General features: G+C 50.7%; 28 protein-coding genes. 25 read left to right on the top strand and 3 right to left on the bottom strand.

Annotation, left to right across the window (positions count from 1 at the left end):
* The first annotated feature begins 6 nt into the window (after positions 1-6).
* The 17 genes from BN3003_RS06545 to BN3003_RS06465 all read left to right on the top strand — a co-directional run bounded on the left by BN3003_RS06545 (position 7) and on the right by BN3003_RS06465 (position 13,754).
* Entirely contained in the window at positions 7-354 is a 348-nt protein-coding gene (locus tag BN3003_RS06545) for a hypothetical protein (protein ID WP_147645368.1), read from the top strand.
* A complete protein-coding gene (lysC, locus tag BN3003_RS19080; RefSeq protein ID WP_324609299.1) occupies positions 284-538 on the top strand; it encodes an Rz1-like lysis system protein LysC in 255 nt (84 codons plus the stop codon). Before BN3003_RS06545 ends, lysC begins: the two co-directional genes overlap by 71 nt.
* Positions 522-746: a TraR/DksA C4-type zinc finger protein gene (locus BN3003_RS06535; RefSeq protein WP_058355846.1), complete on the top strand. Its 225-nt coding sequence runs from the start codon at positions 522-524 to the stop codon at positions 744-746. The genes lysC and BN3003_RS06535 overlap by 17 nt, the downstream gene beginning before the upstream one ends.
* Entirely contained in the window at positions 724-1,134 is a 411-nt protein-coding gene (locus BN3003_RS06530) for a phage tail protein (RefSeq protein WP_058355845.1), read from the top strand. The genes BN3003_RS06535 and BN3003_RS06530 overlap by 23 nt, the downstream gene beginning before the upstream one ends.
* Positions 1,134-1,724: a phage virion morphogenesis family protein gene (locus tag BN3003_RS06525; RefSeq protein ID WP_058355844.1), complete on the top strand. Its 591-nt coding sequence runs from the start codon at positions 1,134-1,136 to the stop codon at positions 1,722-1,724. Before BN3003_RS06530 ends, BN3003_RS06525 begins: the two co-directional genes overlap by 1 nt.
* Positions 1,725-1,794: 70 nt before the next feature.
* On the top strand, positions 1,795-2,433 hold the full coding sequence (locus BN3003_RS06520; RefSeq protein ID WP_058355843.1) for a phage baseplate assembly protein V: 639 nt from the start codon (positions 1,795-1,797) through the stop codon (positions 2,431-2,433).
* On the top strand, positions 2,430-2,771 hold the full coding sequence (locus BN3003_RS06515; protein ID WP_082625577.1) for a GPW/gp25 family protein: 342 nt from the start codon (positions 2,430-2,432) through the stop codon (positions 2,769-2,771). Before BN3003_RS06520 ends, BN3003_RS06515 begins: the two co-directional genes overlap by 4 nt.
* On the top strand, positions 2,768-3,670 hold the full coding sequence (locus BN3003_RS06510; RefSeq protein WP_058355841.1) for a baseplate assembly protein: 903 nt from the start codon (positions 2,768-2,770) through the stop codon (positions 3,668-3,670). Before BN3003_RS06515 ends, BN3003_RS06510 begins: the two co-directional genes overlap by 4 nt.
* On the top strand, positions 3,667-4,257 hold the full coding sequence (locus BN3003_RS06505) for a phage tail protein I (RefSeq protein WP_058355840.1): 591 nt from the start codon (positions 3,667-3,669) through the stop codon (positions 4,255-4,257). The genes BN3003_RS06510 and BN3003_RS06505 overlap by 4 nt, the downstream gene beginning before the upstream one ends.
* Positions 4,250-5,713, top strand: a complete 1,464-nt coding sequence (locus tag BN3003_RS06500; RefSeq protein ID WP_058355839.1) for a hypothetical protein — start codon at positions 4,250-4,252, stop codon at positions 5,711-5,713. The genes BN3003_RS06505 and BN3003_RS06500 overlap by 8 nt, the downstream gene beginning before the upstream one ends.
* A gap of 10 nt (positions 5,714-5,723) precedes the next feature.
* Entirely contained in the window at positions 5,724-6,335 is a 612-nt protein-coding gene (locus BN3003_RS06495) for a hypothetical protein (protein WP_058355838.1), read from the top strand.
* A 112-nt stretch (positions 6,336-6,447) separates the two neighbouring features.
* The gene (locus tag BN3003_RS06490; protein ID WP_058355837.1) at positions 6,448-7,644 is read left to right on the top strand and encodes a phage tail sheath subtilisin-like domain-containing protein; all 1,197 of its coding nucleotides are present in this window, start codon (positions 6,448-6,450) and stop codon (positions 7,642-7,644) included.
* A gap of 10 nt (positions 7,645-7,654) precedes the next feature.
* Positions 7,655-8,161, top strand: coding sequence for a phage major tail tube protein (locus BN3003_RS06485; RefSeq protein WP_058355836.1), 507 nt, complete (start codon positions 7,655-7,657; stop codon positions 8,159-8,161).
* Between the two features lie 64 nt (positions 8,162-8,225).
* Positions 8,226-8,660 carry a phage tail assembly protein gene (locus tag BN3003_RS06480; RefSeq protein WP_058355835.1) on the top strand — a complete coding sequence of 145 codons (435 nt, stop codon included), beginning with the start codon at positions 8,226-8,228 and terminating at the stop codon, positions 8,658-8,660.
* Between the two features lie 123 nt (positions 8,661-8,783).
* Entirely contained in the window at positions 8,784-12,152 is a 3,369-nt protein-coding gene (locus tag BN3003_RS06475; protein ID WP_058355834.1) for a phage tail tape measure protein, read from the top strand.
* On the top strand, positions 12,152-12,610 hold the full coding sequence (locus BN3003_RS06470; protein WP_234333035.1) for a phage tail protein: 459 nt from the start codon (positions 12,152-12,154) through the stop codon (positions 12,608-12,610). The genes BN3003_RS06475 and BN3003_RS06470 overlap by 1 nt, the downstream gene beginning before the upstream one ends.
* 1 nt (position 12,611) lies before the next feature.
* Positions 12,612-13,754, top strand: coding sequence for a contractile injection system protein, VgrG/Pvc8 family (locus BN3003_RS06465; protein ID WP_058355833.1), 1,143 nt, complete (start codon positions 12,612-12,614; stop codon positions 13,752-13,754).
* A 59-nt stretch (positions 13,755-13,813) separates the two neighbouring features.
* Here BN3003_RS06465 and BN3003_RS06460 read toward each other — a convergent pair whose 3' ends face one another.
* From BN3003_RS06460 to BN3003_RS06450, 3 genes are read right to left on the bottom strand one after another with little or no spacing between them, the layout of a single operon-like run.
* Positions 13,814-14,065, bottom strand: a complete 252-nt coding sequence (locus BN3003_RS06460) for a hypothetical protein (RefSeq protein WP_058355832.1) — start codon at positions 14,063-14,065, stop codon at positions 13,814-13,816.
* Between the two features lie 53 nt (positions 14,066-14,118).
* Positions 14,119-14,946, bottom strand: a complete 828-nt coding sequence (locus BN3003_RS06455) for a hypothetical protein (protein ID WP_058355831.1) — start codon at positions 14,944-14,946, stop codon at positions 14,119-14,121.
* A gap of 55 nt (positions 14,947-15,001) precedes the next feature.
* Positions 15,002-15,649 (bottom strand): LexA family transcriptional regulator, encoded by a 648-nt coding sequence (locus tag BN3003_RS06450; protein ID WP_058355830.1) that lies wholly within the window; start codon positions 15,647-15,649, stop codon positions 15,002-15,004.
* A 118-nt stretch (positions 15,650-15,767) separates the two neighbouring features.
* Between BN3003_RS06450 and BN3003_RS06445 the strand changes: the two genes are divergently transcribed.
* The 8 genes from BN3003_RS06445 to BN3003_RS18810 all read left to right on the top strand — a co-directional run bounded on the left by BN3003_RS06445 (position 15,768) and on the right by BN3003_RS18810 (position 21,234).
* Positions 15,768-16,010: a type II toxin -antitoxin system TacA 1-like antitoxin gene (locus tag BN3003_RS06445; RefSeq protein WP_058355829.1), complete on the top strand. Its 243-nt coding sequence runs from the start codon at positions 15,768-15,770 to the stop codon at positions 16,008-16,010.
* Between the two features lie 44 nt (positions 16,011-16,054).
* Positions 16,055-16,555: a YmfL family putative regulatory protein gene (locus tag BN3003_RS06440; RefSeq protein WP_058355828.1), complete on the top strand. Its 501-nt coding sequence runs from the start codon at positions 16,055-16,057 to the stop codon at positions 16,553-16,555.
* Positions 16,548-16,862, top strand: a complete 315-nt coding sequence (locus tag BN3003_RS06435; protein ID WP_058355827.1) for an ogr/Delta-like zinc finger family protein — start codon at positions 16,548-16,550, stop codon at positions 16,860-16,862. Before BN3003_RS06440 ends, BN3003_RS06435 begins: the two co-directional genes overlap by 8 nt.
* Positions 16,863-16,931: 69 nt before the next feature.
* Positions 16,932-17,453, top strand: a complete 522-nt coding sequence (locus BN3003_RS06430; protein ID WP_058355826.1) for a hypothetical protein — start codon at positions 16,932-16,934, stop codon at positions 17,451-17,453.
* Positions 17,454-17,837: a hypothetical protein gene (locus tag BN3003_RS06425; protein WP_058355825.1), complete on the top strand. Its 384-nt coding sequence runs from the start codon at positions 17,454-17,456 to the stop codon at positions 17,835-17,837. It begins immediately after the preceding gene.
* 2 nt (positions 17,838-17,839) lie between these two features.
* Positions 17,840-18,178, top strand: a complete 339-nt coding sequence (locus BN3003_RS06420) for a hypothetical protein (protein ID WP_058355824.1) — start codon at positions 17,840-17,842, stop codon at positions 18,176-18,178.
* Positions 18,175-18,648, top strand: coding sequence for a single-stranded DNA-binding protein (locus BN3003_RS06415; RefSeq protein WP_058355823.1), 474 nt, complete (start codon positions 18,175-18,177; stop codon positions 18,646-18,648). Before BN3003_RS06420 ends, BN3003_RS06415 begins: the two co-directional genes overlap by 4 nt.
* Before the next feature lie 12 nt (positions 18,649-18,660).
* Positions 18,661-21,234, top strand: coding sequence for a replication endonuclease (locus BN3003_RS18810; RefSeq protein WP_058355822.1), 2,574 nt, complete (start codon positions 18,661-18,663; stop codon positions 21,232-21,234).
* The last annotated feature ends 2 nt before the right edge of the window (positions 21,235-21,236 follow it).

The following is a 21,236-nucleotide window of genomic DNA, read 5'->3' as shown; positions in this document are numbered from 1 at the left end:
GGCAACATGATTGCAAAATATTTGAGCGCCATCATTGCCACCTTAATTTCCTTATTGCTGGTTTGCATCGCAGCCATTGGTTTCATGCTGTGGCGTGGCCATGTCATGCAAAGCCAGCAAGAGCGCATCACCGCAGATTTGGCAGCCGCTAAAGAAGCCATGGCACAACAAAAGACGGCTTTTGAAAACTACCGTAAACAAGCCGATGACATGCGCAACAAATTGGATGCGGCCGCCAAACAGGCGGCTACCGACCAACAACACTTACAGGCCACTTTAAACCATGAAAACAATCAAACTTGGGGCAATGCTCGCTTGCCTGATGCTGTTGCCAGCGTGCTCAATCAAAAATAAACCACAAGCAAATGTGTTGCACTGTCCAACGGTGCCGCCTTGTGTATGGCCAGCGGCCACCATTATGACCAATGCCGACTTGGCCACCGATTTACTCAATGGCCGCGCCGCATTTGCCTCTTGCAAAATCGCTAGGGATACCCTGCAAACCTGTATTGAAAGCCAACATGAACAACACCATTGACCGAGCCTGCGCCCTTGAACAAATGATGCGTGACCATGCCTTGGCCAAACAATTGGATAAGTCAGATGCCCAAGCACCCAGCGCATTTGAATGTGAAAGTTGTGGTGAACCCATTCCAGAAGCGCGGCGCATCGCTGCCATGGGCTGCCGCTATTGCATAGACTGCCAACAGGAATACGAGAGCCATGGACAAACCCGATTCGCTTAGAGCAAAACTGACCGACACGTTTCCAGTATTGAAAGACCACCCCGACAAACTGATCATTTACATCATCGCTGGCAGCATCAATGGCCAAAAGTACAGCCTCAGTCACACTGAAAAGTACACCATGCGAGTGTTGTTGACCGATTGGGCCGCACCCATGCAGCAAGTGACCGCCACCATATTGAGTTGGATGCAGGTGCATCAGCCGCAAAAACTGTTGCAAGGCAATATTGGCAATGAATCCATGCGCTATGAAGCCGAAATCTTAGACAACAACTTGGCCGATTTGCTGTATGAATTGGACATCACTGAAAAAGTGGTGGTAAAAGTGGCGGCCAATGGGGATGTGGAAATACTTGCCCAAACCGAGCCACAACCGGACGACTACTGATGGACGACTTGGCCGTGTTTCTTGACCGTGTGGATGCCTTGGTCGCCAAACTGGAACCCGCACAGCAGCGTGAACTGGCGCGCAAAATCGGCACTGAAATTCGCCGCCGCAATGCCGAGCGCATCAAATCCAATACGGAACCCGATGGCAGCGGCATGGCAGCAAGGCGCGGTAAAAACTTGCGCCGCCTGCGCGCAAATGGCAGTTTGCGCGCGGGTCAGCCGTTTTATTATTACGGCCGCCTGGTATCGCTCACTTGGGTTAAAGACTATGGTGAGCGCTTCATCGGTGGCTTTGCCGCCGGTGACAACAGCAAGGTCGGTGTCTATCTGCGCAGCCATGTCAAACTGGCCAGCAAAGCCAATAAAAGAATGTTTCGCCGTTTGCCCATGGCCAAATGGCTCAAAGCCAAAACCGAGGTGGGCAGTGCCACTGTTGGTTTTTGGACGGGCAGCGCTGCCCGTGTGGCAGCCGAGCACCAAAGTGGCAGTCGCAAAAATTTACCGCCACGCACTGTCTTAGGATTCAGCCCTGACGATATCGAATGGATAGAACAATCTGTCATTGAATACTTGGCCGAAGCCTTGTAATCACATCTACATCACGCCGCCACACATGGCGGCGCTTGTCCATACGCGCGCGCATCGAAACAATATAGGCATGAACAATTTAAGCCTTGCCGAATTGAATCGGAAAATTGAAAACATGGTGCGCCATGGCGTGGTTGAAGACGTTAAGCCCAGCCTGTGCACTGTGCGGCTGTCTGAAACCCTGGTCACCGACTGGCTGCAATACCAAGTGCCAGCGGCTGGCGGCGTGTCTGTGCACCGCATGCCCAGCCGTGGCGAAGCCTGCACCGTATTGTCGCCAAGCGGCAATCTTGAGGCTGGCCGTGTGGTGTTTGGCTTCGCCAGTTTGCCATTTCCTGAACCTAGCCAAGCCGCAAACGAAACCGTGGTGTTATTTCCCGATGGTGCCCGCATCGTCTATGACCATGCTGCCAGCCATTTGGACATCAGCGGCATTGCCACTGCCAATGTCACTGCCAGCAGCAGCACCCTCATCAAATGCCCTGACAACACTGTCGATGGCAATCTCAATGTCACAGGTTTGACCACTTGTTCAGGTGGATTGGCCGTGTCAGGTGGTCAAGGCTCCACCGCTGTCATCACTGGCAATATTGAGCACAAAGGCACATTCAAAAACACAGGCCGCATGGAAAGCAATGGCATTGTTGCAGACACTCACACCCATGGCGGTGTGATGGCAGGCGGTGCTACTACAGGTAAGCCATCATGATGAATGCCCAAACCGGCCGCAGCATGGATTTAATCGCGCATGTGCGCCAAAGCATTGCCGACATTCTGTTCACCCGCATCGGCAGCCGTGTGCAGCGTGAACCATATGGCAGCATCATCCCTGAATTAATCGACAGCCCCATGCGGGGTGAAGTCCTGTCCATGATTATTACCGCAGGGGTATATATGGCCTTGGCAACTTATGAGCCACGCATCAATGTGACCAATGTGTCTGTGAATTTAAACGCAGTGGCCAACGCCCGTTTGAATCTCACCATTGAATACGAAATCAATGGCCAAAAAGTGGCCGAACAAATCACATTAGGGGGCACAACATGAGCATAGATTTAACCCAATTACCGCCACCCGATGTGCTGGATTATCCCAATTTTGAAGCATTGTTATCTGAGCGCAAGGCCGCACTGATTGCCGCTTGCCCCGAAGCCATACGCGCCACCATCGCCGCCACTTTAGAATTGGAATCCGAACCATTGACGATAGACCTTGAGCAAAGCGTTTACCGTGAATACATCTTGCGTGAACGCATCAACACCGCCGTCAAGGCCACATTTTTGGCCACAGCCACAGGTGCCGACCTTGACCAATTTGCCGCTGGTCGCAACATCGCGCGCAAAATCATTCAAGCCGCCGACCCCGATGCCACGCCGCCAGTCGAGGCCATCTTGGAAAGCGATGCCGCCTTGCGCCTACGCTGCCAATTGTTTCCCGAAAAACTGGCCGCTGCTGGCCCACGCAACACTTATTACGCCCACGCGCTGGATGCCGATACCGATGTGGCCGATGCCCAAGTGGTCAATGCCGATTCAGGTTTAGTGCCTGCGGGCACAGTGCGGGTCTACATCAAATCACACACAGCCGCCGTGGCCAATGGGCATTTAGTCACGACCGTTTATGACTACTTGTCAGCCGACACAAGACGCCCACTGTGCGACACGGTAGAAGTCAGAGCCGCCAGTGCGTGGGCAGTGGTCATTGAATGGGCAAATGAATACGAAACTGGCCCGGATAAGGCCGTGGTGTTTGCCAACCAAAAGGCCGCCATCACCGCACTGATTGGAAAGAATGCCAACATCGGTGCCGAAGTGTCTTTGTCAAAAATCATCGGGGCGCTGGACGTTGAGGGCGTGAAAAAAGTCACACTCACCAAGCCAACTGCAGACGTGGTGTCAGGATTCGGCCGCTATCCTGTTTACACACTGAAAGCGCCGGCCCTATGACAGACATCAGCTTATTGCCATCATCGGCCACAGATTTACAACATGCACTGGCATTGACCACCGCCAAAGCCACTGACCTGAATCACAACGTCATCCGTGACAGCCGCGACCCTTTGATTTGTGATGTGGATTTGTTGCCTTGGTTGGCATGGGAAAACAGCATTGATGATGCCGAGGGTTGGGTATTCGCCGAGGGCGAAACCGAAAAACGCGCATTAATTGCCAACTATATCCGCAAGCATGAATTTAAAGGCACGCCCGCAAGCATCCGCCAATTGTTCCGTGACTTAGGTTTAGGCGAAATCGACATCATCGAAGACGTTGGCAAAATCCGCTATGACGGCAAAGTGATTCATGACGGAACCTACTTGCACGGCAGCACAGGCAGCACATGGGCAACTTACAACATCATTGTCAAAGAGCAGCCCATCACCAATGACCAAGCCGATTTTCTCAAAACGATATTAAAAGGCATCGCCCCCGCGCGCTGCGAACTCAGACAGATTATTTACACCCGTGTCGCCATACGTCACAACAATGTTGCAATGTATGACGGTACTTACAATTACGGAGCAGTAGATGGCTAACTTAATTGAATCCCCAGTTTGGGAACCAGGCGTACGCCAAATTGAAACCAGCGACCCTGTCATGGGTGGAGCCAATGGCGTTACCAATACCACGCCGCGACAATTGGCAAACAGAACGGTCTACTTAAAAGTACAAACAGACAGCTTAAGTGCCGATAAAGCCAACAAAACCACCAAAGTCACCGCAGGCACAGGCTTAACAGGCGGCGGTACATTGGCATCAGACCGAACATTTTATGTGGATTTCGCCAGTGCCGACGAAGCCAAAACAGGCAATATGTCGAACAAGGCAATACACCCAACCGCATTGGCATTGAGCGCTTATTTTTTGGCAAACACACGCTATGACGGCAGCCCCACGGAAGGCGATGCCAATGATTTTGAAATCGGTACACGCTATGCCTGTTCTGCAGCCATCCTTAACACCCCAATTGCAAACGTGTGGTGGGAAGGTTCCTACGCATTCATTGAAACACGGTACATCCACACAGGTGGTCAAAAAATACAAATTGCATGGGGATACGACAGAGTCAATTTAGCAATGCGCACCTATATCGCCAACACATGGTCAAGCTGGCGCACGATGATGGGAGCAGATTGGGCTGCAACAGGAAACAACGGCATCCGCAACAAGCCCACCACTGCCGCAGGTTATGGCTTAACCGATGTTTTCACAAAATCCGAAATCAATGATGCTTTGGCCTTAAAAGCCAGCAAAGGTACAACGCTGGCCTCTTACGGCATTAAAGATTGGGTCTTAACCAGTACCAGCTCAGGTTCAGGCACGGCCATCGCTACCGCATCTGGCCAAGGCATACACTCATTTGGTGTTGATTCACCCGATGCCCCAACTTGGAGCAATGGCGAAAATGTCGGTGCCAGTAAGGTATTTCAAGTTGGCCCTGCAAATTGGGACAGCCAATTCTTTTTTATGGCATACGGTGATCCTGTATTCATCCGTTCTCGTTTGGTTTTGAGTGGCGCATACCAATCTTGGAAGCGTGTCGATGGCGCCGACTGGAATGCAACCGAGCGGATGGCTGGGTACATTTACAATAAGCCCACCACATTGGCCGGCTATGGCATCACCGATGCCGCATTGAATACCAACAGCATCATCGCAGGCACAGGGATGACGGGTGGCGGCACTTACGGGGCTAGTCGCACACTGAATATCGACAAAGCCACTGCTGCCAACATCACTGCAGGCACGGCAAACAAAGTTGTTTGTGCTGACATACTCAAGCCTTTGCTTGATGCTGCTACCAAGGTTCGCTTGGGAGCTGAAACCAGCGTGAATACTGATGCGGATGGAAGCTATAAAGCAGCATCTGGAAACGTCCTGACAGGCTATGATTTAGCCACCACGTCAGGTTCTAGGAATGTCACCAAATACCATACCCGACCGATGCAAGCCCAAATCAATGGCGTTTGGGTAACGGTTGCAGCACTGTAAAGGAAACGACATGGCAACATTTACCACCGCCACCACCATCATTGAAAACGGCATTGTGTTTTTTGAAGACGAAAACGGCAACGATTTCTATGCCTGTCAGGCTGAATTTTCTGCTGATACCATGAAAATGGTTTTAGACCAAAAGTGTATTGTGGCTTACAGCACTGATGTATCTACCTTTGCTCCGCAAATTGGGCAAAGTGTGATTGAATTGCCCGCCGACGTTTGCCAAGACATTGCCACGGGTCAGTACGTTTTTAATGGTGTGTTGGCTGGATTCCAGCCCGATGCCTATCACATTTGGAATGCGGCCACGAAAACATGGGAAACCGATGCCGATTTACAGGCCGCTAAACTGGCAGACTGGCGCAACAATGTGGCCGAAATCACCCCAAAACAATTGCGCATGGTCTTACTTGAAAATGGGGTCAATTCCAAAGCAGTGGAAACCGCCATTGCGGCCATTGAAGACGAAACTATCCGTGAAGTGGCCATGATTGAGTGGCAATATGCCACTGGCTACCAACGCAACAATGCCAATTTAATCATGATAGCGACCGAATTATTGGGCTTTGATGATTTGAAAATCGACGCGATGTGGCAATCCGCTCTGCTCAAGTAAGCCAGCCACATCTACATCACGCCGCCACATATGGCGGCGCTTGTCCATTCCCTCGCGTGTCTGCAAACTGACCTTATTACTAAACTCCATTAACGAATTCAAAGGGTCAAACATGACAACCGACCGCCACCATGGTGTCACCTCCATTGAAACCGTCAAAGGCATTCGCCCCATCAGCGCAATGGCCACCAATGTCATTGGTGCCATTGTCACCGGCGATGATGCTGACGTTGCTGCGCTGCCACTTGATACACCGGTGTTCAGCACCAGTGCCCGCGCACTGGCCAAATACGCTGGCAAAACGGGCACCATCGCTGCTGTTTTAGATGGCATCACCGACCAAGCCGATGCACCAATTGTATTAGTGCGTGTGGCCGAAGCCCCTACCGAGCCCGAACAATCGGCTTTGGTCATTGGTTCAGACACAGCAGGCAAACTCACCGGCCTGAAAGCATTGGCCGCCGCCAAAACCTTGTTGGGTGTAGAGCCAAAAATCATTGGCTGCCCAGGCTTGGACACACAAGGCGTGACGGCTGAATTGGTGGTGGTAGCACAAGCATTGAATGCCTTTGCCTATGCCAAAGCCATTGGTGCAACACTGACTGAAGTGGCCGCTTATCGTGAAAACTACAGTCAACGCGAATTGGAATTGATTGATGGCGAATTTACCCGCATCAGCCCCATCACAGGCGAAGTCGAACGCGCCATGACCATTGCCATTGCCATGGGCTTGCGCGCCAAAATTGACAGCCAAACCGGCTGGCACAAAACCTTATCAAACGTGGGCGTGAATGGTGTGGTCGGCATTGAAACACCACGATCATTCAGTCTGATTAATAAAGACACCGATGCCAACTTCTTAAACAATGCCGACATCACCACTTTGGTGCGCGAAGATGGCTTCCGCTTTTGGGGCAACCGTACCTGTTCAGATGAACCGATGTTCGCGTTTGAATCATCTACCCGTGGCGCCCAAATCATTCGCCAGCGCATTGCCTCCGCCATGATGTGGGCCATCGACAAGCCCATGACCCCAACTTTGATTGAAGACATTCTGTTAAGCGTCAACAGCGATTTGGCCAAAGATGTGCGTGATGGCAAGTTGTATGGTGCGCGTGTGTTTGTGCGTGCCGAAGAAAACACCAAAAGCGAAATTTTGTTGGGCAAATTCCGCGTGGGTTATGAATTCACGATTGTGATGCCACTGGAAAACTTGGTGCTTGAGCAAGTGGTCAGCGACACATTCATTGTCAATTTGGTAGACCGTGTGGTGGCCATTGCCAACGACATTCTGCCAACCACCGTATAAGGGATAAAACGTGAAATTACCATTAATCTTAAAAGGCCAAAACATTTTCATCGACGGTGAAAGTTTGCATGGCTTGGTCGGTGACATCGAGCGCCCGAAAATCACCCAAAAAATGGAAGAGTACCGAGCCGGCGGCATGATTGCCCCTGTGTCCATCTTTCATGGTATTGAAAAACTCAGCATGTCTGTGACCATCGGTGGTATTGGTGCCGATGTTCTCAAAATGATGGGGGGCAAAATCGACAGCAAGCCCATTCGCTTTTCAGGCAACGCCGAGCGCGATGACGAGGTGGGCTTTGTGCGTGTGGTCGGTGAAGCGTCTGGCCGCATCACCGAAGTTGACCAGGGCACCGACACCCAAGGCGAAAATGGCGAGACCAAACTCAACATTGAATTGGTACGCTACAAAGAAACCGTTGGCGGTGTGGTCGTGATTGACATTGATGTGCTGCAAAACAAATACATTGTGGACGGTGTCGATATGTACAAAGACTTTAACAAAGGCTTGGGCCTGTAAACCCCTGCCACCTTAATCATCATTCAACAAGCGCCACAGCCGTGGCGCTGCTTAGGAAACCAACATGCAAAACAAAGCCGGCATCAAAATCATTGATAACGAAACCATCGAAGTGACCTTAAGCAACGGGGCTACCCACATCATGCACGAACCGCAAGGCCATGCTATGCGTGGGCTGTCTTTAGACATGGTTCGTGCCAAAGTTACCGACCAAGTTCAGCCACTTTATGCGCGCATTTGTGAGCCCATTGTCAGTCGCAAACAATTTGAAACCATGGGCCTGTCTGACATTTCATTATTGAATGCGGCATTGGATTTTTTTTATGCCGACGCTGTGGGCAAGAAAGAGATTCGGGAAATCTATCAGAGCCTTTACGAGACGGATTCGACCGCTACCACGGCTGGCGAATCAGAGGTGACATCTGCAGAGAGCTTGCCAGCGAACAGCCCAGCATCTTTGACGGACGAAAGCACTACAACGACCCCAGCGACTGCATAGCCGTGTGCGCGATGGAATTCCCGTCCGCCATGGTATGGGTGGAGCTGACACTGTCAGAAACACTGGATTGGACACATCGCGCCATTAGTTTGGTAGATGCAAAAGTAAAGGCGAATCAAAAAAATGGCTGATTTAAAACTGCAGATTGTACTCAATGCCATGGGCAATGCCCGCCAACGGTTTGAAGAAGTGACCAATGCAGGCAGCCATTTGACACGTCAACTTAGAGAAACCCAAGCCGAAAGCAAAAAGCTTGCGACCGCACAAAAAAACTTTGATAAGTTTGCTGAAAGCCGTCGCAAGCTGCAGCAGCTTGGCAGCGAATTGGGCGACACCCAAAATGCCATCCGTCAATTGACACAAGAGATATCCCGCAGTGGCGTGCCCACGCGTGAGCAGGCGCAACGACTGCAAGAGCTGCAGCGCCGTGGCCGTGAACTCAGTCAACAGCAACAACAAACCCGCCAAAGCAGTGAGAGCTTGCGCCGCTCATTAACCGAGGCTGGCATCGGCACCCGCAACCTTGGTCAAGCGCAATCCGAGCTACGCCGCCGCCAAGAGCAAGCCAATCAAACCATTGAAGAGCAGCGCCGCAGACTTGAGCGCTTGAACCAAGCACAATCCCGTTACAGCAGAGCACAAAGTCGTGCATCCAGTTTAAGCAGTGCCGCTGGCAGCGCTGCCATCAAGGGCACCGTGACCATGGCCGCCATGTCTGTGCCTGTGCGCGCCTATGCCGAAAGCGAAACCGCCAGCACCGACTTGCGCGTGGCAATGATGAACAGCAGCGGCAAAGTGCCGCCCGAATACAAGCAACTTGACCAACTGGCCACCAAATTGGGTGACCGTTTGCCTGGTACCACTGCCGACTTCAAAAACCTGATGACCATGCTGATGCGGCAAGGTCTGTCTGCCCAAGCGGTTTTGGGTGGCACAGGTGAGGCCGCCGCCTTGCTGGCGGTGCAACTCAAACAAACCCCCGAAGCCGCTGCCGAGATGGCCGCCAAGCTGCAAGACGCAACCCGAGGCACCGAAGCCGAAATGTTGAGCATCATGGATTCAGTCCAGCGCATGTTCTATTCCGGTGTGGACGTTGAAAACATAGTGCCTGCCTTTGGCAAACTGGCCCCTGCCCTTGATATTTTGAAAGTCAAAGGCGATGCGGCCATGAAGCAATTCAGCCCATTGCTGGCCATGCTCGACCAAGCGGGCTTATCAGGTGAAAGCGCGGGCAATGCACTGCGCAAAGTGTTTCAGTCATCCATGGACACTGACAAGATAGCCAAAGCCACCAAAGGCTCAGGCATAGACCTCAATTTCACCGATGGCAAAGGCGAATTCGCTGGCATGGAAAACATGTACAAAGAATTGGCCAAGATGAAAAACCTGACCACAGAAGCAAGGTTGTCCATCTTAAAAGACATTTGGGGCGATGATGCCGAAACCTTGCAAGCCTTAAACACCATGATTGAAAAAGGCCAAGCGGGTTATGATGAATTTGCCCAAAAAATGGCAGCACAAGCCTCACTCAATCAGCGTGTGAATGAGCAGCTGGGCACACTCACAAACCTATTGGATGCGGCCACAGGTTCATTCACCAACCTGATGGCCAGCATGGGCGAATCCATTGCGCCCGAATTGAAGTCCATCACCGAATGGATAAGCAACATCAACAGCCACATGAGCAATTGGGCGGCCAATAATCCACAGCTTGCCGCTGCCATTATGAAAACCATTGCCGCCATCGGTGTGCTGTTCTTGGCCTTTGCGGGCATCGCCGCCGTGGTGGCCACAGTATTGGGGCCGTTTGCTTTCTTGCGTTTGGCTTTGGTGCAAGTGGGGCCATTGTTCGCCGGTGCTGGCGGTGCCATTGCCAAGCTACTGCCATTGCTCAATTGGTTAAAAATGGGGCTGTTAATGGTGGGCCGATTCTTTATGGCCAATCCAATTGTATTGGGCATCATGTTGGTGGTAGGTGCGCTATATCTGCTGTGGAAACACTGGGATACCGTCAAAGCAGCCATCGTCAGTGGTTGGCAGTGGATAGAGTCAGTATTTTCAAAGAATCCCATTTTAAACGCCCTATTCCCTATCATCGGTATTGCCCGCCTGATTATCAACAATTGGGATGCCATCAAATCAGCCGTGGTCAATGGCTGGAATGACATGCCTGGTCTTTTATCCAGCGCATGGGAGGGCATCAAAAATGGGTTTAATGCGGCGCTCGATGGCATCGCCAATGCCATCGCAGGGGCATGGGCTTGGATACAACAGACTTTTGCCAACAATCCTATTTTAAATTTCATCTTTCCCATCATTGGTATTGCGCGTTTGATTATCAACAATTGGGGGGTGATTGCACCATTCTTCCAAGAACTGTGGGCCAAAGTCGTCAACTATGCGGTATCGCGTATTTTAATGTTTGCCAACTTCATCAATACTCACTGGACACTGATTAAGAATTTCACCATGGCAGCATGGAGCGCAATCAAGAATACAGTGCAAAACCATGTCACCGCTGTATTGGCTGTCGTACTCAGAATTTGGAACGCCATTTACACCGCCACCATGGCTATTTGGAATCCCATCAAAGCATGGTTACTCAACGCGTGGAGCAGCATTAAAACCGCAGTGATTACATTCGCCACGGCAATACTGATGTTCATCATCAACACATGGGCAAAAATTTACGGCACCACCGTGGCAATGTGGGCCAACATTAAAGCGGCCGTTATTGCCGCATGGAATGCCTTAATCAATTGGGTGCGCTCAACATCGGCCTATCAGGCAATTGTTAATCAGTGGAACAACATCACTACATATTTGGGCGGCCTGAAAGACACCTTGTTTAACTTGGGCGCGCGCATCATCGGCGGCTTGATTGATGGTATCGCCAGTAAATTCGCGGCATTGAAATCCAAGTGGAACACTGTGGCTTCGATATTCAATGGTTCATACAAAGGCACGGCCAGTGCCAATGCGGCTGCATCCGTTGGTGCATCCTTGCCAGGCTTTTCAACAGGCGGCTACACCGGCAATGGTGGCCGCAATGCTATCGCGGGCATCGTTCACCGTGGTGAGGGTGTGTTTAACCAATCTGAAATCCGTGCCATCGGTGGTGAATCAGGCTTCAACAGATTACGCGGCCTGATCCGTACTTGGGGCAGCCGTGGCATTGAAATGTTGGCCAGTGGTGGTTTGGGTCAAGTCAAAACAGGCGGCCTGATTAATCGCAGCCTTGCCTTGCTAGACAATGGCCAAAAGCAAGAGCGGCCAAAATTCCGCGATGCCATCAGTGTCAATGCGGCCATGGCCACAGCAGGCAACGTCACCCCTGCAGCGGCAAGTGCTGGCGACTTCAACATCAGCATCACCATCAATGGTGGCAGCGACAATGCCGAAACCATCGCTGCTACCATCGAGCGCAAATTCAGGGAAATCAAAGCCGGCTTTGACCGCCAAAACAAAACTTCATTATGGGACAGAGATTGATGGCCATGATTATGATGGGCGTATTGGGTTACTTTCCATTCATCCGCTCAACCATTGCGTTTCACGAACTGAATGAAACCAAGACTTACAACCACCCTACCCACGCCACAGTGGGCAGCCTGGTCAGACCCGCGCAATTCACTGGCGGCGAAACCACCATCACCATCAATGCCGAACTGCGACCTGAAATCACTGGCGGTCGCATGTCCATCATGCTGCTGGAAAAAATGGCCGACACTGGCCAAGCATGGCCACTGATATTGGGTTCAGGCAGTTTGATGGGCAGTTACGTCATCACCAAAATCAGCAAGAACCAAAGCGAACTCATGCACGATGGCTATCCACGCAGCATTCAGTTTTCAATGGACTTGCTCAAGGTTGCCGACCAGCCCTTGGGTTTAAAAGGTGAGGCTTTGGGCTTGGGCATCGGCTTGGTGCGCACACTGACAGGAATTTAACATGCTGGAAAAAATTGCCAACACCGCCACGCGTCTGTTTGAAAAACTCACCAATGCCGGGGGCAATCACATGACCCCTGCCGTGGTGTTGAGCATAGACGGCCAAGCCTTTGGCACCCAAACCATGAGCCGCATCATTGATGTGACCCTGGACGACAAACGCGGCTTTGAAGCCGATGAACTTACCATCACACTCAGCGACTACGATGGCGCGCTGGCTATTCCATCCACTGACAGCATGGTCAAGGTGTGGCTGGGCTATGTCGAAACAGGCGTGGTGTACAAAGGCGAATACAAAATCACCGGCTTTGAGCACAGCGGCGCACCCGACCAATTGCGCATATCAGCCGTGGCCGCTGATATGGCTGCCGGCCTCACCGAGCAACAGGAAAAAACGTGGAGCAAAACCACTCTGGGCGCAATCGTAGAAACCATTGCCAAAAAATACAGCTACACCCCAAAAGTCCACAAAGACTTGGCCAAAATCAGCATTGACCACATGACCCAAACCAATGAATCAGATGCCAGCTTCTTGATGCGATTGGCCGACCAAAACGATGCCATCGCCACCATCAAACAACAGCACATGCTTTTCATGCCCGCAGGCCAAGGCCAAACCCTCAGCGGCGAAGCCATCCCAACAGTGAACATCACCAGGCTAACTGGCGACCAACACCGCTTCACCTACAACACGGCCGACAATTTCAATGCGGTCAAAGCCTATTATCAGCCCGACAAGAAAGGCAGCGCCAGGCAGCATGTCATCATCAATGCTGACAATTTGGAACCCAAAAAGCAAGACAAGAAAAAAACCAAAGACAAGGCCAAGGCAGAAAAAACAGAAACTCCCATCAACAGCGATGGCGAAAAAACCAAAACCCTGCGCCACCTGTATGCCAGCAAAGCCACTGCCGAACGTGGTGCCCGCGCCGCATACAAGAAACTCAAACGCGGCCGTGCCGTGTTCAGCATTTCACTGGCAGTTGGCCGCCCTGACTTGGCTCCCGAAACCCCCATCGAAGTGACTGGATTCAAACCCGAAATTGATGCAGAAACATGGATAGTGGCCAAAGTCAGTCACAGCGTTTCAGACGGTGGCTATGTGAGCGGCTTGGAATTGGAAGCCTTGCTGAAATTAGAATAAACCCACATAAAACAACAAGCGGCCTGTAAATTACAGGCCGCTTTCACTTGGTCAGCAGTCTAGCCAAACAAACCCATGCGCCAAGCGAAGTGTGCGCCTGTGGCGATAATACCAACAACGAAAGTAATAAACATGGCGTCTTTCGCTTCGCTTTTGGCATCGGCTTTGCGGTGATACTCTTCCGAGTAATTCACACACCAATGGTAGCGGGCATAATAAACGCACACCATCAACGCCAGCAAAAAAACAAAATCAATGGCCACACCCTTAAATAAATTGGCAATCGAATTGGCAATATCAACTGTTGGCATTTCATTCCCCAATGAAAAAGCGGCCTGTAAAACCTACAGGCCGCATTGTTTGTTTATTTGGCTGCAATGTCTTTGTAAATCAAATACGACTTCACAGGGTCTTTACGCAGCGTCAAAAATGTTTTGGATTGCAGTGTGCCCTTTTCGCCCAGTTCGCCAGTGAAGTCCACCAGCTCGTCAAACGATTGCACGCCCGCGTGCTTTTGCAATGCTGCCAAGGCTTCGGCGCGTGTGGTTTTGATGTGGATGTTGAAGTCTTTTAAGCGTTTCATATCATCACTGATGGTAGTGGCATTCTTAGCAATTTGTGGAGCAATTGTTACATCTAAGCTATCAATTGGCAGATGGGCAAAGACACGGAAAACACCTTCCCACATTGCTCGATTCACGTCATTCTGAATAGAATCACCATTTGAACTTGAAAAAATTACAGGCTTAATTGTGTATTTATTTTTGGAGGCATCATCAATAACAAAATATCCATCAGACATTTCGCCATTTTCAACACGGTAACCGCCAGTACGCTCAAAAAATGCAGTGATATTTTGGTCTTGTTTTGCTTTTGGCGTATCAGTAGTGTTGGCTTCGGTCACAGGCTCGGGCTTGGTAACTGGTTCAGAGCTGACAATAGTAGAGGCCGTTTGTGATTGCAGGGCTTGGGCTTTTTTGTCTTGTTCAGCCTTGGCGTTTGTCGCCTCCATCAATTCGGGCGAAGCCAGTGTGCCTACGATGGCACACAGCCACCACACCACAAACGACCCTGCGAAGCCTGCCAAGTGGCGAGAAAGGCCGCTGTAACTTTTCTGTTTTAATTTGCGCGCAATCAACACCCACGCCAAAATAGACAACGGAAACCCGAGCAAGATAATTGCTATCCCCATTTACATCCCCTTAGAAAAACAAAAAAAGCGACCTGTAAACACAGGCCGCAAGAAATTACAGCAGATTGCCAAATTTAGAATGGGCATGGCCCAAAACTTGAAACGCTTCGCCCATGTTTTCAGGGTCTATGGTTTCGGGCTGGTAAATTGGATTGTCTGAAATCAAAGTCACACGGCCATCGTACAGCCATTGCAAGCGCTTCAAGCGCAAAGCCGCGCCAACCCGCACCAAAAACACCCCATCATCATCAATGACCGCACGGTTAATCAATACTTTGTCCTTAGGCATAATCAGGCTAGGCGGGTGCGCCATGCTATCGCCCAATACTTCAACACAGAACAGGTCTTTGACATACAAGCCTTGTTGGTGCACCCATTCGGGGGACAGCCACAGCTCATCAATGATTACTTCAAATTCATTATGGTAGCCGTTGCCTGCTGATGCTTGAATATCGTACACAGGGATTTTGATGAAGTCGCTTGATGTAAAAGTAGATGTGCCGTCTGGTGCAATGCCTTTGCCCAGTATCAGCCAGTTTAGGTCTACGCCAGTTTTGTCGGCGATTTTAATGCACTGCTCAAGTGGAACAGATTCACGCTTTTTATAACCACCAATAACAGTCGCATGTACACCTAAAGCCTGCGCCATCGCAAGGTCAGTGGTTACACCTAAAGCTTTTTTGGCTCTATCGACTGCATTCATGAAAATAAATAACCTTAATAAACAATACGATAGCCCATAAAGCTACATCAATAGCTTTATGGGCATTGCAAACAGGCTATAAGGCTATTAATATTCACTCACCACAAGTAGAACACGAATGACCCACAGCCAGAAAGGTTATTATATTATGAATCCGCAGCCAGTCAATGAAACCGCTAAAAAATCGAGCGGTTCCCCAACTCTTAAATTCCGTGTTACCGACGATTATCACCAATTAATCAAGCGCGCCGCCGACATCGCGGCTGCGGGTAACGTCAGTGCTTTTATCAAGCAATCAGCCATCAAAGAAGCCCGCCAAGTGATTCAGTCACACGGTGTTGCAACCACGCTTGCATCTTAAGCCAGCGTCATCAATTTGAAAACCATACGGCAGCGGGGGCAATTATGACAAGCAAGCCAATCAAGCGTGAGCGTGAGCCACTTACCATCAAATCAGCACACCTGAACATGATAGAAGCGTTCCCAAATGGCTTAAAAGGCATGGCCATGGCTTTGGGCGACGACACCGAAGTGCGCTTGAAGAACCAAGCATATGAGCAAAAAGGCATGCATGTGCCGACTGAGCGCAGTTTACTGATGCAAGAGTTCACAGGCCGCACCGATTTTGCGGAAGCCGTCGCTCACCAATCGGGCGGCGTGTTTGTACAAATGCCAACCGATGATTTAGTCGATGGCGACATCCAAGAATTGTTCATGGAGTGCACCAAGGAATTGGGCAAATTGGTGGCCGAATTTCAGGCGGCTACTGATGACGGTGTTGTCGATGCTTTGGAGTTGAAGCGCTTGGAAGCGATCAAAACACGCCTTTGCACCAAGGCCGCAAGCATCATTCAAATGACAGAAAAAGTGTTTTGTGACCAAACCGCAGGTGAGAGCCATGGCTAACCAACACGCAAAGTCACAAGTGATTAAGCGCGGCGGCTTGGCCATGCGGGCGCAAAACTACTGCCCCAATTGCGGTGCGGTGTGTTTTGTTTCCAACAGCTACCAAATCAGCAAAGTTACCCGCGAAACATGGTTGCGCTGCTCTGATGAACGCTGCGGCTGGAGCGGCGTGCAAACGTCTGAAATCACCCGCACCGTGACTTTGCCACATCCAGCCAACGTGCAAAACGATAATTTGCCGCCACCACTGGAAAAAGAAAAGCTGTTGTCACCGCGCCAAACCAACGAATCCACCGAATTGTTTTAAACCCCGCTCGCCACCAAAACGCGCAAGCGTGGTTTTTTGCACCCTACTGAAACGAAAGGGATTTAAAAAATGCAAACAAATCAATTACAAACCAAACCGCAGCACCCAATGGTCAACACCATTTTGGCGAACATTGAAGCGCATAAAAAACAAGAGTTGGTGAGCGAGCCATTGCGCAGCATAGACAAGGTTTTGCAGCACGAAGCCCAACAAGCGGCCGCAAAAGTAATTGCCGACACCAAGTTGTACACGCCTGCCCAAAATGAGGCATTAACGCTGATACAGGCCGCACTGTATGAGATAGCCAAACTCACAGACATGATTAACACAGAAAACGCAGTATGGAATTTAGGATTATCAACACTCAATGCTTATGCCGCAGGCGACATGCTGGGCGAAGTGCAAGACCGCATCCGCATCCTGCACCAAATCGCCCACGCGCGCGGCGTGCAGGCCGTCATCGACAACAAAGGCGGCGCTAGCCAATACAAAGAAATGCAGAACCATCGCCAGCATTTGGAAAACAGCCAAGAAAAAACCAACGCTTACTACCAATCGAAACAGATTCAAAAACAGAAAGAGGCCGCTTAAATGGAAATCCTAAGCACAGAAAACAAACTGCAAGCCTTACAAACCTTCCACCGCTTGCAAGGCAAGGCCATCGCTGAACTGGCCGAGCGTTCTTATTTTTACAACCGACATGCTGAATTGATTGCGGCTTTGAATGTGTTTGCACACGAAAACCATGCCCAAATCGCCATTGAGCCGCTCATGAACTGGCCAGCCCCATGGCTGCATTTGATTGTGGACATCGAGGACATGGCCACGGTGGGCAGAAAGTTAAAACGCTTCTTTGATGAATTGCCTTTGGGCATCACGTCAACAAGCCAAAGCTTGTCACATTTTGTTTACCAAGGTTCATTGCACACGCCTGAGAAGCCTTTGCAATTGACTGTTCAAATCGACGGGAGATAACCATGCGTACAGCAACCATTAACAAGCGGCCTGTAAATTCATTTGCCATAGTGTTGGCGGCTTTGATTGGCTTGGCCTTGCACTTTTTAGCGCCGCTTGCGGCATTGGCTCAAGGCATCAAACGCGCTCAAGCCAAAGGCCGTATTTCTTACAGCAGCAACCGCATTGTGGCGTTACAAGCCCGTTTAAACAGCATCGACTTGGCAGTAAAAGAAACCCGTGCCAATGGCAACGATGCAGCCGAAATCACCCGCCTGGCAAGAATGAAAGCCGCAGCGTGTGAAGAAATTGCCGAAGAACAAGTGGCATTGGCGGCCGCGCAAGCGGAGCTGACGGCATGAGTGTGAACAAAGTTATTTTGGTCGGCCGCTTGGGGCGCGACCCCGAAGTGCGCTACTTGCCCAACGGCGAAGCTGTGGCCAATTTCGGTATCGCCACCAGTGAACAATGGAAAGACCGCAACGGTGAGCGCCAAGAGCGCACCGAGTGGCACAACGTCACCCTGTACCGCCGCTTGGCTGAAATCGCAGGCCAGTACCTGAAAAAAGGCAGCCAAGTGTACATCGAGGGCCGCATCCAATCGCGCAAGTACACAGGCAAAGACGGCATCGAGCGCACTGCATACGAAATCATCGGCAATGAATTGAAAATGCTGGGCAGTAAGCAAGAGGCCACGCAAGCCGATGCCAGCGCCACCAAGCCTGCCCCGCCCGCCAAGCCCGCCGCCAATCAGTACGCGCAAGCCAAAGGCACAGGCCGCGCACCATCAACCAAAGTTGTAGGCGATTTAGAAGACGACATTCCATTTTAAAGAAACCAAAACATGCAAACCTACGCCAGAGAAATCACCGACACTAGCCTACTGGCTGACGACATGCTTGCCGTGTTGCCTGCCAGTTTGGCGGGCTTGGCGCGCAATACATGGTTGAAGTTAGCAAATAAGGCGGACGATTGGTATCACGATGCCCGCAATCAATTAAAGCATCCTGTTGCTGACAAATGGTTGAAAGACATTTCACAGTCATTTGCCAACAGCACTTTGCCGTTTGACATTTCTGCCAGCGATGGCGACATCATTGAATATGGCCGTGCCTTGGCTTTGAAATTCAATCGTTTTTACAGTGAGCACGTCCAATTTTGGACAAAACTGAATCAGTCTGATTTTGCTGTGCTATTTACTGTGGCGAATCAATACATTGATGTGTTGCACGCTTTCATCAAAAAAAAGTACCACCACCACGGTGTTGAGGAGCTGGCTGCACTGCTGGCTCAAATGCCATCTGATTTGCCCAACAAATATTTTAAAAACCGTTTGCACACGCCTGATAGCATTGTTGCTCGTCTGTTATCGGGTGCATTTTGGGTGAGAAAAATGCGCTGCATGGCAGCGCGTGAGCTGGAAACCATCATCCGCAACCATTTGGGCTTTGTTCATCGCAACAATCAATTGTATGTGAGCAATGAGCAAGTGCGCCGTCGTATCGAGCAAAAAGCCCGCAACCAAGCCATGTTAGCCATGAAAACCATCGTTAATGAATTGGGTGAAGAATTCCAATTGGATGAAGTGGTAGCAGGCTCGATTGCCAATCCTGCGGTGCGCCGCGCGGAATTGATGGTGCGCCTTGCGGGTTTTGAACACATGGCGCAAGAGTTGGGCCATGTGTGCGAATTCATTACCTTGACTTGCCCTAGCCGCTTTCATGTTCACAGCGCAGCCCGTGGCCGCAAAAATGGCAAGTTTGACGGGTCTACCCCTACAGAGGCGCAGGCATATTTAAATGAAGTTTGGGGTCGCATCGGTTCTCACTTAGGGCGTGAGCACATCAAGATATATGGCTTTCGAGTGACGGAGCCACACCATGATGGGTGTCCGCATTGGCATGGCCTGTTTTTCATGCCCAAAGAGCACCGCGCTCGCTTTCGACAAATCATGGCCTTACATGGCTGCCGTGAAGACCGCCGTGAATTGAAACTGTTTTACCAAGAAACCCGCAAAGAGGCCAAAGCCAAGGCGCGCGTGCAATGGGAGTTTCATTGCCAGCAAGCCAAAGCCAATGGCGACAAAAAGCCCACTTTACAGTCGTTTGTTGACCGCCAAAAAGTTGAGGCTGATGTGTGGAAGAATGCCGATTACAAGCTGTTTCATCAGGTTCGTGCGCGGGTTCTATTCAAAGAATTGGATTTGGATGCAGGCTCCGCAGTGGGTTACATCGCCAAATACATTTCTAAAAACATTGATGGCAAGAACAATGCGGGTGATTCCATTGGTGGCGATTATGAATCGGCTGACTACATGAGCGCGGTGGATGCGGCCGTGCGTGTTGATGCTTGGGCATCGGCTTGGGGCATACGTCAGTTTCAACAGTTTGGAGGTGCGCCAGTGAGCGTATGGCGTGAATTGCGCCGCCTGCGCATCAGTGGCTATGAAGAGGGTGACATCATTGAACGTGCGGCCGCTGCTGCGGATAAGGGCGACTGGGGCAAATTCACCATGTTGATGGGCGGCATTTCCCTATCGAACAAAGACCGCCCGATTAAGCTGTACAAAGAAGACATGGACGGCACCAATGCCTATGGAGAGCCTCGCGCCAAAGAAACCCAAGGCGTGTATGCCGTGGCCACGGGTGAGTTGCTTTACAGCCGCCATCACGTTTGGACGATGGTCGGCCAGAAGCAAGCGCCAATCAGCGCGGAGGTTTTGGGTTTTGAGGGGGGCGTTAGCCCCGCTTGGACTCGTGTCAATAACTCTACGAATCACAGAAACAACCAAAAACATTTCACTGACCAGCTTGCTGCGGCGATCGTGACCGAAAACAAGGAAAACCGCCGCCATTTCAACAAAGACCAAATCAGTGAATTGGTTGAATGGGTGATGAAAAACAGCCAAGTGATTGATTATGAAAATATAAACAATGCCGCTGCTGTTTTGATGTATGCCGATGCAATGGTAGAAATGGGCGAAACCGCACTTTTGAATAAGTATGAATCGTTTGAACACTTCAAAAATGCAGCCAAACAAGAAGTGCGCATATTCAAAGAATCACTGAAACCTGTGGACATTCACATTGCTGAATTTGATATGGCCCGCACTCAAGTGGAAATTGACCGCCTGAAAAACGAAATTGCCGACATTGAAGCACAGGCATACGCCGATGCAGTAGACCCAATCGCCCGCATGATGCGCCGCGCGGGCCGCAACATTGACCTGAGCCGCCAAGGCATTGCAGCAATCAATGCCAAACAAGAAGAAACCACACCAACTGTGGCCGAATTACAGGCCGAATACACCCAAGCGCAGGCCGAAAAACGCCGCCGCACCAAGAGCCACACGCTGGCCGACCAGTTACAAGAAACCCGCAACCTAATCGCGCGCATGCAATCGCGCCAAATGCAGTGAGG

It is taken from the genome of Vitreoscilla massiliensis (genome assembly GCF_001457815.1).
In the GTDB taxonomy this organism is placed as follows: Bacteria; Pseudomonadota; Gammaproteobacteria; order Burkholderiales; family Neisseriaceae; genus Vitreoscilla; species Vitreoscilla massiliensis.
This window is presented reverse-complemented; position numbering and strand designations above follow the sequence as displayed.